General features: G+C 55.6%; 10 protein-coding genes. 5 read left to right on the top strand and 5 right to left on the bottom strand.

What is annotated here, in order from left to right:
• The first annotated feature begins 119 nt into the window (after positions 1-119).
• Positions 120-1,118 (top strand): tyrosine-type recombinase/integrase, encoded by a 999-nt coding sequence (locus HMPREF2541_RS05025; protein ID WP_070542036.1) that lies wholly within the window; start codon positions 120-122, stop codon positions 1,116-1,118.
• 205 nt (positions 1,119-1,323) lie between these two features.
• On the top strand, positions 1,324-1,812 hold the full coding sequence (locus tag HMPREF2541_RS05020; RefSeq protein WP_070542033.1) for a hypothetical protein: 489 nt from the start codon (positions 1,324-1,326) through the stop codon (positions 1,810-1,812).
• Positions 1,813-2,506: 694 nt separating this feature from the next.
• Here HMPREF2541_RS05020 and HMPREF2541_RS05015 read toward each other — a convergent pair.
• Together HMPREF2541_RS05015 and HMPREF2541_RS05010 are read right to left on the bottom strand one after the other, a co-directional pair.
• A complete protein-coding gene (locus HMPREF2541_RS05015; protein ID WP_070542030.1) occupies positions 2,507-4,540 on the bottom strand; it encodes a M3 family metallopeptidase in 2,034 nt (677 codons plus the stop codon).
• 228 nt (positions 4,541-4,768) lie between these two features.
• A complete protein-coding gene (locus HMPREF2541_RS05010; RefSeq protein WP_070542027.1) occupies positions 4,769-5,167 on the bottom strand; it encodes a hypothetical protein in 399 nt (132 codons plus the stop codon).
• Here HMPREF2541_RS05010 and HMPREF2541_RS05005 point away from each other — a divergent pair.
• A complete protein-coding gene (locus tag HMPREF2541_RS05005; protein WP_070542023.1) occupies positions 5,166-5,360 on the top strand; it encodes a hypothetical protein in 195 nt (64 codons plus the stop codon). The two genes, HMPREF2541_RS05010 and HMPREF2541_RS05005, sit on opposite strands and share 2 nt — an antisense overlap.
• A 161-nt stretch (positions 5,361-5,521) precedes the next feature.
• On the opposite strand, the gene HMPREF2541_RS05000 is transcribed toward HMPREF2541_RS05005, so the two are convergent.
• From HMPREF2541_RS05000 to HMPREF2541_RS04990, 3 genes are all read right to left on the bottom strand, one after another.
• Positions 5,522-7,018, bottom strand: coding sequence for an efflux transporter outer membrane subunit (locus tag HMPREF2541_RS05000; protein ID WP_003824294.1), 1,497 nt, complete (start codon positions 7,016-7,018; stop codon positions 5,522-5,524).
• 61 nt (positions 7,019-7,079) lie between these two features.
• The gene (locus HMPREF2541_RS04995) at positions 7,080-10,328 is read right to left on the bottom strand and encodes an efflux RND transporter permease subunit (RefSeq protein ID WP_070542021.1); all 3,249 of its coding nucleotides are present in this window, start codon (positions 10,326-10,328) and stop codon (positions 7,080-7,082) included.
• Between the two features lie 14 nt (positions 10,329-10,342).
• A complete protein-coding gene (locus HMPREF2541_RS04990) occupies positions 10,343-11,617 on the bottom strand; it encodes an efflux RND transporter periplasmic adaptor subunit (RefSeq protein WP_070542018.1) in 1,275 nt (424 codons plus the stop codon).
• Positions 11,618-11,878: 261 nt separating this feature from the next.
• Here HMPREF2541_RS04990 and HMPREF2541_RS12475 point away from each other — a divergent pair, with 261 nt between their 5' ends.
• Together HMPREF2541_RS12475 and HMPREF2541_RS12470 are read left to right on the top strand one after the other, a co-directional pair.
• A complete protein-coding gene (locus tag HMPREF2541_RS12475) occupies positions 11,879-12,196 on the top strand; it encodes a TetR family transcriptional regulator (RefSeq protein WP_246824973.1) in 318 nt (105 codons plus the stop codon).
• Between the two features lie 23 nt (positions 12,197-12,219).
• Positions 12,220-12,555 (top strand): hypothetical protein, encoded by a 336-nt coding sequence (locus HMPREF2541_RS12470; RefSeq protein ID WP_246824972.1) that lies wholly within the window; start codon positions 12,220-12,222, stop codon positions 12,553-12,555.
• Positions 12,556-12,569 lie beyond the last annotated feature (14 nt).

Raw genomic sequence — 12,569 nt, 5'->3', positions numbered from 1 at the left:
CCACGGGTTTTTGTGGATTTCCGTGGATTGTAAGCTGCTGATTAAATATAATATTATCTGTAATCTTTCCTTCATCCACGGAATCACGACCGTTTTTGCTAGTGGTTCCCCGAAACAGTATGCAAACCGTCTACGAAGCCTTCTTATTATTCAAAGCCGAAAACCAAGGTAAAGCCGACCGCACCATTGCCGCCTACCGCGATATTCTGCAGCGTTTCGACACTTGGCTCGACGGCAAGCCGCCTGAAAGTGTCAGCGCCGACGACTTGTTGGTGTTCACCGGCCCGTACCTGCACCGCAGCAAGCTCAGACCCATCAGCCGCCGGCCATACATTGCCTGCCTGCGTGAGTTTTACCGCTGGCTGCACAGTGTGGCGCACCGCATTCCCGCCAACCCCGCGGAAAATCTCGACTACCCGGAAACCGGGCGCAAGCTGCCTACTTTCCTCACGCTCGATAATGCCGAAAAGCTGATCTGGGCGCCGGATTTAGAGACCTTCACCGGCGTGCGGGATGCGGCCATCATCTCCGTGCTGCTCGGCTGCGGCTTGCGCGTGGCCGGGGTGGTTGGCTTGAACGAGAGCAACCTGCAGACCCAAATCATCGACCGCGAGCCGCGCCTGTGCCTGCGCACGCTGGAAAAGGGCAGCAAAGAGCGCCTGTTGCCCGTGCCGCGCGAAGCCGACCTGCTGCTGCGTATTTATCTGGAGCATGACGAGCTAAAAAGTATCGACCGCAGCCTGCCGGACGGCGACCGGGTGCTGTTCGTGACCACCAACAACCGCCATTGCCCCGAGCACCAATACCACGGTGAGCGCCGCCGCTTCACCACCCGCGGCCTGCATGCCATGATTCGCCGCCTCGGCCTGCGGGCCGGCATACCCGCCAACCAGTTGCACCCACACGCCCTGCGCCACTTGTACGGCACCGAACTGGCCGAGAGCGACGTGCAGGATGGCGTACGCCAGCAACTGCTCGGGCACAGTGACCCCCGCAGCACCCAGATTTACACCCACCTCGCCACCCGGAAGCTGACCGGTGATGTTGACCGCGGTAATCCTCTGGCAAAAATTAAAACGCCAGTTACAGAACTGCTCGGGAAATTACCACGTCCATAGAAGCCCCTTTTAGGTCTCTTTTGATTCCTACAACTCATAGTGGCGGAACCACTTTCTTGCCACCAATCTATGATAGACGGTGTTTCCAGTAGTTCTACAAACTGACCCTAAGAACGGGCTAAAACAAACTGATTCCTACAACTCAACACTTCGCATAACACCAAAGAGCGAAGTCATACCACAGCCACATAAGGACAAAACGCAGATGAAACCAACGGAAAAGCGAAGTCATAGCCACGGAACTGCACGGTCACCAGGGGTGGGGGCTCGGCAAGACACCTCGCAGCCTCCCGCCCAGGGGGGTGGGTACCTAGATACCTACAGGTTTTGTGAACTTGAAAAATCGGATTATGCTGCCGAAAAAATCGACCCGCGGCTAAAAGACCTGCACCAAATCGGGCTGAATCCGACCCTGCTAAAAGTGGCAGCCACCATCGGCGTGGATAATTTCTTAAAGATGTGGGAAATTTTGGACAACGACGAGCATTTGCGGACGGACTGGGGTGGGATTATGGTAAAAATCCGCGCCTTTAAATCCTATCGCCGTTATTTGAGGAATCGGCATATTGTGATGCTGCACAAAAATAATGATGGGGTTGGAATGACAAAGATAGCTAAAAAGGCTACTGAAAATTTGGGAGAGAGGATTCACCCTTCACAGATTTACAAGATTGTCGCCAAAAGCGAGAGTTAGATTTCTTGGTGTGAAAGATTTCGGGGAGATGGATGTGCATTTTCTGAGTTCGTAGTACGGAAAGTACGGCGTGCCACATTCTTAATAAACCCTTACTAGAAGATAGTAGGGGTTTAATTTTATCTATAAAATTAACAGGTTAGTATGTTTGCTATTCTGTTAATTTATCTTTGTGGTTCATCTCCAGTACTTCGTTTTTTGTTCAGTTTTAGCCACAATCGCATGGGATTTAGATCAGAGGTTGTATTGGACAGTTAAATAAAACTCCTCAACATCTCGCTTATACTGCAAAAGCCTTCTTTAATTTATCCGGGAGGGCTTTTATCATGGCTTCAATCAGTAAAAAACAACCTGTATGTGGTTTGCCCAAGTACACCATCATGCAATCAATAGTTTGCCTGTGATTAACCGGGTGATTTCATTTTCGTACAAAACCGCAAGTGGAAGTATGAGCAAACAAAATCGAGATTGAATAGACTGAGTGGTTGACCAATATTCCTTCTGCCAAAGTGTTATTGTGTTATCAAGTAGACAATATGCAAGCGATGCATTGAGTGCCAGAAGTAAAAGATTTTAATTGCAGAAAATTATTGATTATTTATTGAGTTAAATTAAAAAGGCTACCTGAAAACGAAGCGAGGCGCAGTTTCTGCAACGCTAAAATTTTCAGGTAGCCTTTTCTCTATCCTACAGTTTAGGCGGCGTTTAAATCAAAGCCGCTGTGGCGGAGTAGGGCGTCGATGCTGGGGGCGCGGCCGCGGAAGGCTTGGAAGGATTCGGCGGCGCTGCGCGAGCCGCCCACGGCGAGGATTTCCTGCCAGAAGCGGCGGCCGCATTCGGCCACATCGCCGCTTTCTTCAAATGCGGCGTAGGCATCGGCGCTGAGCACTTCGGCCCAGGCGTAGCTGTAGTAGCCGGCCGAGTAGCCGCCGGCGAAGATGTGGCCGAAGCTGTTGGCGAAACGGTTGTAGGCAGGCGGCTGCACCACAGCCACTTCGCGGCGCACGTTGTCCAACACTTGAGCCCAGCCGGAAAGACGGGCGGGATCGGTTTCGCTGTAAATCAGTATATCGAACAAGGCGAATTCCATCTGGCGCACGAGGAACATGCCGCGTTGGAAGTTTTTGGCGGCGAGCATTTTGTCGAACAATTCCTGCGGCAGCGGTGCGCCGTTGTCTTCGTGTTCGGACATGCCGCGCAGTACATCATATTCCCACACGAAGTTTTCCATAAACTGGCTGGGCAGCTCTACGGCATCCCATTCCACGCCGTTGATGCCGCTCACGCCCAATTCGTCTACTTGGGTGAGCAGATGGTGCAGGCCGTGGCCGGTTTCGTGGAAAAGGGTGAGGATTTCGTCGTGGGAGAGGCGGGCTTCTTTGCCTGCTGCGGGCGGGGTGAAGTTGCATACCAGATAGGCAGTGGGGCTTTGCAGCTGGCCATTGGGCAGGCGGCGGCGGCCTTTATAGTCGTTCATCCATGCGCCGCCACGTTTGCCTTCGCGGGCGTACAAATCCATATACACGCCGCCGATGTGCGCGCCGTTTTGTGAGAGTTCGAAATAGCGCACATCGGGGTGCCACACGGGCACGGTTTTTTCGGTGAAATCCACGCCGTAGAGCCGTTTGATTTGGGCGAACAGGCCAAGGAGCACTTTGCCCACGGGGAAGTATTTTTTCACTTCGGTTTCGCTGAACGAATATTTGGCCTGGCGCAGTTTTTCGGAGGCATAGGCCAAATCCCAGGGCTGCGGGTTTTCAATGGCGAGGGTGTCGCGGGCGAAGGCCTGCACGGCGGCAAAGTCCTGCTCGGCGAAGGGCTTGGCACGTTTGGCCAAATCGCGTAGGAAATCCAGCACTTGCGCGGGCGAATCGGCCATTTTGGTAGCCAGCGAGAGCTCGGCGAAGTTGGTGTAGCCAAGCAGCTTGGCTTCCTGCAGGGTGATTTCGAGGCGGCGGGTGATGTTGGGGCTGTTGTCGAACCGGCCTTCGTTGGAAAGCTCGCTGGCGCGGGTAACGTAGGCGCGGTATACCTCTTCGCGCAGTTCGCGGTTGTCGGCGTATTGCATCACGGCGAGGTAGTGCGGCATTTGCAGGCCGATTTTGTAGCCGCTTTTGCCTTCGGCCTGTGCGGCGGCGGCAAACATGGCCATGGCGTCTTCAGGTAGCCCGGAGAGCGGCTCGGCATTGTCGAAATAGAGGGCGAAGGCATCGGTGGCATCGAGCACGTTTTGCGAGAACTTGGCGGCCAGCTGGGCGCCTTCGGTTTGCAGGGCGGCGAATTCGGCCTGCTTTTCGGGCGGCAGCTCGGCACCGCTGAGCACGAAATCGCGCAGGTCGTGGTTGAGCTTGGTTTGCTGCGCCGGGCTTAAGGTGGCAAATTCGGGGGAGCTTTTGATGGTTTTGAAGCGTTGGTAGAGCTCGATGTCTTGGCCGATTTCGGTAAAGAATACGGTAATTTCCGGCATCAGCTCGTTATACACGGCGCGCAGTTCGGGGGTATCGGCCACGGAGTTGAGGTGCGATACCACGCCCCAGATACGACCGACGCGCTCGGTGATGTCGGTAAGCTTTTCCACGGTGTTGCCCCAAGTGGCTTCGCTTTGAGCCTTAACGGCGGCAATGCCGGCACGGGCTTCGGCGAGGGCGGATTCGAGGGCAGGGCGGATGTGGGCAGTTTGGATTTGGTCGAAACGCGGCTCTTCGCCAAGTTGGAGCAGGGGATTCACGGGTTGTCCTTTTGATGATGGGGATGATACGGGCAAATAGGGGCGGGGCGGGTTTTCACAAGGGCAGGGGCAGGGTTAATTGGTGTTTTCAGGTAGCCTGGGTTTGAACTGGCTTGAGGCTACCTGAAAATGAACATCCGGTTGTTGTGAGATTTGGCGGGTTGAGGCTGTTACGCTTAGCGATGTGGTTTCAAGTAGCCTTTGCTGATACTGCCTTGGGCGGATGGCTCAATGGGCTGGTTGGTGGGCTTTTAGCAGCCGGTAAAATAGTTCTACTGCTTGGGCGTGCTGCTGCGTGGAAATCGGCTGGGATAGGAAATCCGGCCAATCGATATCGGCAGGACTGAAGCCGCAGACGTAGGCCAGGATCATGTTGGCAAAGCCGGCGGTGGATTCGGCATAGCCCAGTTGTTGGGCAACGAAATCGTGGAAGGGGCGGAGGGTGTCGGGTTCGTCGATATGGTGGCAGCGGGTGGCCATGGTGTAGCCGCTGATGAAGTTCATCAGGCTGGGAAGCGTGGGCGGGTTGATATACATACCGAGCCGGTTTTGCATTTGGAAGAGCAGGGCGGAAAGGGTGGTGGGAGAAGGCATGGTGTGGATTGGGGCTACCTGAAAAGTGGGCATGATTATAGCCAAAGCGCATTTCACCTTCTACCGCGTGAACCAGCCTTTTGGTGCTGTTTGTACTGTATTCGACTTGGTAGGGAAAATCATGGTTTTGGCTATGGCCAAGGTGCCGGTTTCAGGTAGCCTCAAGTTTTCAGGTAGCTTCAGTTGCGGCGTGAATCCGGATAAAAAACTGCCGACCTTTCCATGATAGGTACGGAAGGGTCGGCAGGGCAGGCTATAGTGAATTTAACTTAAACCAGTACAGCGTTGCCTCGCCTTGCCGTACTATTTGTACTGTCTTGCGGCTCGTCGCCTTGTCCTGATTTTTGTTAATTCACTATACCTGAAAACGTAATGCGGGCAGCCAGATTATTTGCCGTTGGCTGTGGCAGGGGCAGAAGCGGCTTCTGCGGTGGATTGGGTCGGCGTTGCTGCTGAGGCTGGTGCGGCTTCAGTGTGTTGCTTGAGGCCGCCACCGAGGGCTTTATAAAGGTCGGCCAGGTTTTCCAGCATGGAAAGCTGGGTGGCGAGCACGGCGGCATCGGCAGAGTAGCTGCTGCGTTCGGCATCGAGCACTTCCAGCGAGCTGGACACGCCGTGGCGGTAGCGCAGGTTAATCAGGCGCAGGCGGTCGTTGTAGGCTTTTTGGGTTTGCACACGGGCATTGTATTGCTGCTGCAGGGTTTCGCGCGCCACTAGGGCGTTAGATACGTCTTGGAAGGCGGACTGCACGGCTTTTTCATACGCGGCCACGGCCGATTGCTGGCGCAGTTTGGCCACGTCTAGGCTGGCGCGCAGGCTGCCCCAGTTGAAAATGGGTACTTTGATGGTGGGGGAGAATACCCAGGTACGGTTTATGCCGTCGAACAGGCGATTCATTTCGGTGCTGCCGGTGCCGATGCTGCTGGTGATGCTGATGCTGGGGAAAAAGGCGGCACGGGCGGCGCCGATATTGGCATTGGCCTGGCGCAGGTTGTGTTCTGCAGCGCGGATATCGGGGCGGTTTTGCAGCAGGTCGGAGGAAAGGCCGGCGGGCAGCTGGGTGATGCGGAATTGCTTGTTCAGCGGCAGGCCGGCGGGCAGATTATTGGGCACGGGCTGGTTAATCAGCACGGCCAGGGCGTTGTGTGCCTGCTCGCGGGCGCGCAGGGCGGCGGCGTAGTCGGCTTTGGCCGATTCAATCAGGGCTTCCATTTCGCGCAGGTTGACGGCAGAAATTACGCCGGCATTGTGCTGGATTTGGTTAAGCCGGTAGGTCTGCTCGCGGGTTTGCAGCACCCGCTGGGCGAGCTTCATGGATTCTTCAGCGTAGCGTTCGTTGAAATAGGCTTTGGCCACGGCAGAAACCAGCGCGAGGTGGGCGGAATCGCGGGCGGCAGTGCTGCTGAAATAGCCTTGCAGTGCGGCTTGGTTGTTGCTGCGGGCTTTGCCGAACAGGTCGAGCTCGTAGGAGGCGATGCCGAGGCCGACGCTGTAGGATTCGGCAATGTAGGAGCGGCCGGTGGCGCTCAAATCCTGCGCCACGCGGGCACGTTGGCCGGTGCCGCTGGCGTTGATGCCGGGCAGGGAGGCGGCGCGGGTGATGGCGTATTGGGCGCGTACAGCTTCGGCATTCAGGGCGGCCATGCGCAGGTCGGGGTTGTTCTGCAGTGCCAGGGTAATCAGGGATTTGAGGCGCGGGTCGGCAAAGTAGTCTTCCCAGCCGGTGTCGGCGGCACGGCTGCTTTGGCCGGCGGCGGTGTCGTAGCGGAAGCTGGCGGGCACGTTTACTTCAGGCTGCTGATAGCGCGGCGCAAGGGTGCAGGCGGAGAGCAGCAGGCTGAAGGCGAGGCTGCCGGCAATCGGTTTTAAAACGGTTGTTCTCATGTGCTTTGTCCTTATGATTTTCAGGTAGCCTCCAATGCGGCAGAGGCTACCTGAAAATGTTTTACTGGTCGTTATGCAGGTCGCGTTTCTCTTCTTCGCTCAGCCCTTGTTCGGCGGCGGAAACATAGAGTTCGGCCTGCTCGGGGCTGATGTTGGTGTGGGCAGCGGCCATTTCGGTTTCGTGTTGGGACGGTTTAAACAGCTTGCGTACCAACACGTAGAACAGCGGCACCAGGAACACCGACAGCAGCGTGCCGACAGACATCCCCCAGAATACAGTGGTACCGATGGCGCGTTGGCTGGCGGAGCTGGCGCCGGAGGCGATATACAGCGGTACCACGCCCAAGATGAAGGCGAAAGAAGTCATCAGAATCGGGCGGAAGCGCAGGTGGGCGGCAGCCAAGGCCGATTCCATCGCGCTCTTGCCCTGCGCTTGTAGATCTTTGGCAAATTCGATAATCAGAATCGCGTTTTTCGCGCTCAAGCCGACCACGGTAATCATGCCGACCATGAAGTAGATGTCGTTAAAGAACACCTCTCGGATGTGGAATACGCCGTTGAATAGGTTGCGGCCGAACACGCCCAGCACCACGCCGAGGAAGCCCAAGGGAGCAACCAGCAGCACGGCAGCGGGAATCGACCAGCTTTCATACAGGGCGGCCAGCACGAGGAAGGTGGCCAGCAATACGAAGCCGTAGAGCATGGTGCGCTGGGAAGAGCCGCTGGCCTGTTGGCGCGATTCACCTGCCCATTCCACGCTGTAGCCGTCCATCTGCGACACGATGCGTTCTACCTCGGCCATAGCGTCACCGCTGGCGAAGCCGGGTTTGACCGCGCCGCTAATCGACATGGCGGGATAGCCGTTGAAGCGGGTGCTCTGCTCCATGCCGGCTTCCCATGAGGCGCTAACCACAGTGGAAAGCGGTACGGCCACGCCTTGGCCGTTAGGCACGGTCATAGCCAGAATTTGCTCGGCCTGCATACGGGCCTGAGGCACGGCTTGCACATACACTTTTTGCAGGCGGCCGTTATTGGGGAAGTCGTTTACATATGCTCCGCCCAGAGCCGTACCCAAGGTGCTGCGGATAGAAGCCATGCTGATGCCTTGTGCGGCAGCGGCGGCACGGTCGATGGTGAGCTTGAGCTGCGGTGCGTCTTCCAAGCCGGCGGCACGGGTGTCGCCGAACATCGGGTTTTTGCGCATTTCAGCAATCAGCTTGTTGCGTGCTTCCACCAAGGCTTGGTGGCCGTGGTTGTTGCGGTCTTGCAGGTAGAACTCTAAGCCGCCGTTACCCAGCTCGCGGATGGGAGGCGGATTCACGGCGATGGCGAAACCATCGCGGATCATACCGCTGGCCATGAAGGTACCGGTCAGTTTTTGAGAAATACTGGCCGCGTCTTCGCCCGGGCCTTTACGTTCGTCCCAGTTTTTCAAAATCACAAAGCCCATGGCCATGTTCTGGCCGCTACCTGAAAAGCTGAAGCCGGATACGGTGAATACATCTTTCACGCCAGGCGTGCCTTTGGCAATCTGCTCCACGGCCAGCAGGGTTTGGTCAGTACGCTCTTTGGTGGCACCGGCCGGCAGCTGGATGCTGACCATCAGGTTGCCTTGGTCTTCCGACGGTAGGAAGGAAGACGGAATACGGGTGTAGAGCAGGCCGGCGGCAGCCACCAGCGCCAAGTACACAATCAGCATACGCCCGGCACGGTGTAGCAGGGCGGCCACCCAGCCTTCGTAGCGCTTGTTGCCGGCGGTGAATTTGCGGTTGAACCAGCCGAAGAAGCCGGTTTTTTCCTCGTGGTGTCCTTTCTCAATCGGTTTGAGCAATGAAGCGCACAAGGCCGGCGTGAGCGACAGGGCGAGGAAAGCGGAGAAGGCGATGGAGAGCACCATGGTGATGGCGAATTGCTGGTAGATTTTGCCGGTGGCACCGCTGAACATGGCCAGCGGTACGAACACGGAAATCAATACGGCGGTAATGCCGACTACGGCGCCGGAAATCTGCCCCATGGCTTTATGTGTAGCTTCGCGCGGCGGCAGGCCTTCTTCCGACATGATGCGTTCCACGTTTTCCACCACCACAATGGCATCGTCCACCACAATACCGATTACCAGCACCATGGCAAACATAGTCAGCACGTTGATCGACATGCCGAAATAATAAATGCCGGCAAAACCGCCCAAGAGCGAAATCGGCACTACGATGGTGGGAATCAAGGTGTAGCGGATGTTTTGCAGGAACACAAACATCACAATGAACACCAATACCATGGCTTCCACCAAGGTGTGCACCACTTGTTCGATGGAGATTTCCACGAAGGTGGAGGTGTCGTATGGGGCATCCCAAGTAACATCGCCGGGGAAGTACTGCTCCAATTTGGCCATGCGTTCTTTTACCAGCGCGGCAGTGGCGGTGGCGTTGCCGCTGTTGGACAGCATCACGGCCATGCCGACGGTGGGTTTGCCATTGAGGCGGGTACTGGCGGAGTAGTCTTCCGAACCCAGCTCGATTTTGGCCACATCGCGCAGATAAACGTTGGCACCGTTTGTGTTGCTGCGCAAGATGATGTTGCCGAATTCTTCCGGCGTGCTGAGCTGGCCGTCGGCAGTGATGGTGGCGGTAATGGTTTGCCCTTGGCTGGCTGGCAGCGAGCCGAGCGAACCGGCAGAAATCTGCACGTTTTGTGCACTGATGGCGGCGGAAACGTCGGCAAAGGAGAGATTGAAGTTTTGCAGTTTCTGCGGGTCTACCCAAATACGCATGGCGCGTTCTGCTGCAAACAGACGCACTGCGCCCACGCCTTCAACACGCTGCAATTCGGGCACGATGTTGCGTTTGGCGTAGTCGGCCATTTCTTCCAAATCTTGGGTTTGCGAAGAGAGTGCCACCACCATCAGGAAGTTGGAGCGGGATTTGGATACGTTTACGCCGTATTGCTGCACGGTAGCCGGCAGGCTGGACAACACTTCGTTCAGTTTGTTGTTCACTTCCAGTTGCGCCACGCTTTCATCGGTATCGGGAGTGAAGGTAAGGGTAACGCTACCTGAACCGCTGGAGTCGGCGGAAGTGGACATATAGTCTAAGCCTTCCACACCGTTCATATTGCGCTCGATTACTGCCAACACGCTGTCTTCCATCACCTGGGCGGAAGCGCCGGGGTAGGTGGCGGTCAGGTTGAACGTAGGCGCGGCAACAGATGGATATTGCGATACCGGCAGTTTTTGGATGGCCAGCACGCCCGCCAAAATAATGAAGAGGGAGATAACCCATGCGAACACGGGCCGGTCGATAAAGAATTTAGCCATTTACACACGCCCCTTTATTTGGCTTGGGAAGCAGATTGGGCGGCTGGAGCGGAAGCTGCTGCGCTGGATTGGGCTGGAGCAGGAGCGCTGTTCGGCTTGGCCGGAGCGGCAGGCGCGGCGGATTGTTGCGGCTGTGAAGCCTGCCATTCTTGGGTTTTCACTTTTTGCGCACCCATCATGCCGGCAATCATGGTGCCGTCCATGGCCACTTTGTCGCCGTCTTTCAGCCCGCCGGTAACAATCCAGTTGTTGCCGTTTTGGCCGGCAATGGTTACTTCCTGCTGGCGCATCGAGCCATCGGCGGCCACGACAACCACGGTATCTTTCGCACCGCGGGTAACAGCACGCTGCGGAATGAGGTAGGCGCTGTTGGCTTTTGCTTGTGGTAGGCGTACGCGCACATACAGGCCGGGCAGCAGGATGTTGTCATCGTTCGGCACTTCCACCCGCAGGGAAACTTGGCCGGTGGTTTCGTTTACTGTCGGGTCGGTAAACAGCAGACGGCCTTTTTGCGGGTATTCGCTGCCGTCTTCCAGAATAATGGTTACTTCCACCGCGCCGTTTACTGCGCTCATCTGGCCTTCGGCAATCTGGCGGCGCAGCTTCATCACATCCAGCGCAGACTGGGTAACGTTCACATACATCGGATTAGTTTGCTGAATAGTGGCCAACACGGTTGCACCACCTGCAGTGAGCAATGCCCCTTCAGATACGTTGGAGCGGCCGATATAGCCGGAAATCGGCGCGGTGATGCGGGCGTGGTTTACATTTACCTGTGCCGAGCGGATGGCGGCGCGGGCAGCGTTCACATTAGCCACGGCAGAGCGTTGTGCGGCCACAGCAGCATCGTATTCCTGTTTGCTGATGGCATCGGCGGCCACCAAGGGTTGGTAGCGTGCCAAATCGGCATTGGCTTTAGCCTGAGCGGCTTCGGCGGCAGCCAGCTGGGCGCGTGCGCTGGCAAGGCCGGCTGAGTAGCTGGCGTCGTCCAGTTGATACAGCGCCTGGCCGGCCTGTACATAACTGCCTTCTTGGAACAGGCGGCGTTTGATGATGCCGCTCACCTGCGGGCGCACTTCAGCAGAACGGAAAGATTCCAAGCGGCCGGGCAGCTCAGTACTGATTGTGGTGTCTTCTGCCTTTACGGTAAGCACGCTTACCACTAGTTCTGGCGCCCCTTGTTGCTGCTGCTGTTCGCCTTTACTGCAGGCAGACAGCGCCAATACGGAAGCCACGGCGATTGCGCTCAGCCGAAAGCTTGTTTTCCCTGATATGCTGAAAAGTGTCATTATGATGGCCTTAGATTAAGTTGATGTTTAGTTAATGAATTATGGCTGCTTAGGGCCCGGAAAGGCAAAAGCAGCCGCAGAGAATAAAACAGAATCTTACATACATTGCTGTATGTTGTCTATAGTCGTTTAGGTGGAGAAATGCTAATATGCTAAAAAGCAACATTATTGCGTGGGCAGGCTGCAAGTGAGCTTGAAAGCCTGCTCTAGGCATGACAGAATTAATTAATAAATAAACCAGTTAATGATCTGGAAATAATGATGAGAAAAACAAAAGTCGAAGCGCAGAAAACACGCAACTACCTACTTAAGGCAGCCCTGGATACATTCTATACAAGAGGAGTTAGCCGTTCATCCCTAAACGAAATTGCTCAAACTGCCGGTGTAACACGTGGTGCGCTGTATTGGCATTTCAAAAATAAAGAAGATTTGTTTGAAGGGTTGTTTCAACAAGTATTTGCCGAAATATCGAGCGAGCTGGCGCACGATATAGAAAACCAATCAGCAGATATTTGGGAAAGTTTTGAAGTCGCTACCATTAATCTGTTTCAAAAACTGGAAACCGATGAAACACAATAAGGAAATTTTGCAATATCATTCACTTGAAGTGCGAATATACTGAGCAGAACCATTCTGTAGTAAAAATTATGCGCAGCTATCAGGATATGTGGCAGCGCCAGCTCACCGATGTGCTGACCCTGAGCCTGCAACAGAAAAAGCTGCCGGAAGATTTGAATATTAATTTGGCCGTGATATTCATGATGTCGGTGATCAGCGGGCTGATGAGTATTTGGATGAATATGCCCGAGCAATTCAGTATCGGCAAAACCGCACCGCAGATCATTCGCACCGCTATGGGTGCATTGCAGCATGCGCCGGCTTTGTGTATCCAATCTTCCAAACCCCTGCCGCTGAGTATGCGGCAACATAAGGCCTAAGATTTCCATACCTC

The organism is Eikenella sp. HMSC061C02, from assembly GCF_001809035.1.
Taxonomy (GTDB): domain Bacteria; phylum Pseudomonadota; class Gammaproteobacteria; order Burkholderiales; family Neisseriaceae; genus Eikenella; species Eikenella corrodens.
This window is presented reverse-complemented; position numbering and strand designations above follow the sequence as displayed.

Coding starts and splice junctions, on each gene's coding strand:
- HMPREF2541_RS05025 (WP_070542036.1), top strand. CDS start 120: ATGCAAACCGTCTACGAAGCCTTCTTATTATTCAAAGCCGAAAACCAA.
- HMPREF2541_RS05020 (WP_070542033.1), top strand. CDS start 1,324: ATGAAACCAACGGAAAAGCGAAGTCATAGCCACGGAACTGCACGGTCA.
- HMPREF2541_RS05005 (WP_070542023.1), top strand. CDS start 5,166: ATGATTATAGCCAAAGCGCATTTCACCTTCTACCGCGTGAACCAGCCT.
- HMPREF2541_RS05010 (WP_070542027.1), bottom strand. CDS start 5,167: ATGCCCACTTTTCAGGTAGCCCCAATCCACACCATGCCTTCTCCCACC.
- HMPREF2541_RS05000 (WP_003824294.1), bottom strand. CDS start 7,018: ATGAGAACAACCGTTTTAAAACCGATTGCCGGCAGCCTCGCCTTCAGC.
- HMPREF2541_RS04995 (WP_070542021.1), bottom strand. CDS start 10,328: ATGGCTAAATTCTTTATCGACCGGCCCGTGTTCGCATGGGTTATCTCC.
- HMPREF2541_RS04990 (WP_070542018.1), bottom strand. CDS start 11,617: ATGACACTTTTCAGCATATCAGGGAAAACAAGCTTTCGGCTGAGCGCA.
- HMPREF2541_RS12475 (WP_246824973.1), top strand. CDS start 11,879: ATGAGAAAAACAAAAGTCGAAGCGCAGAAAACACGCAACTACCTACTT.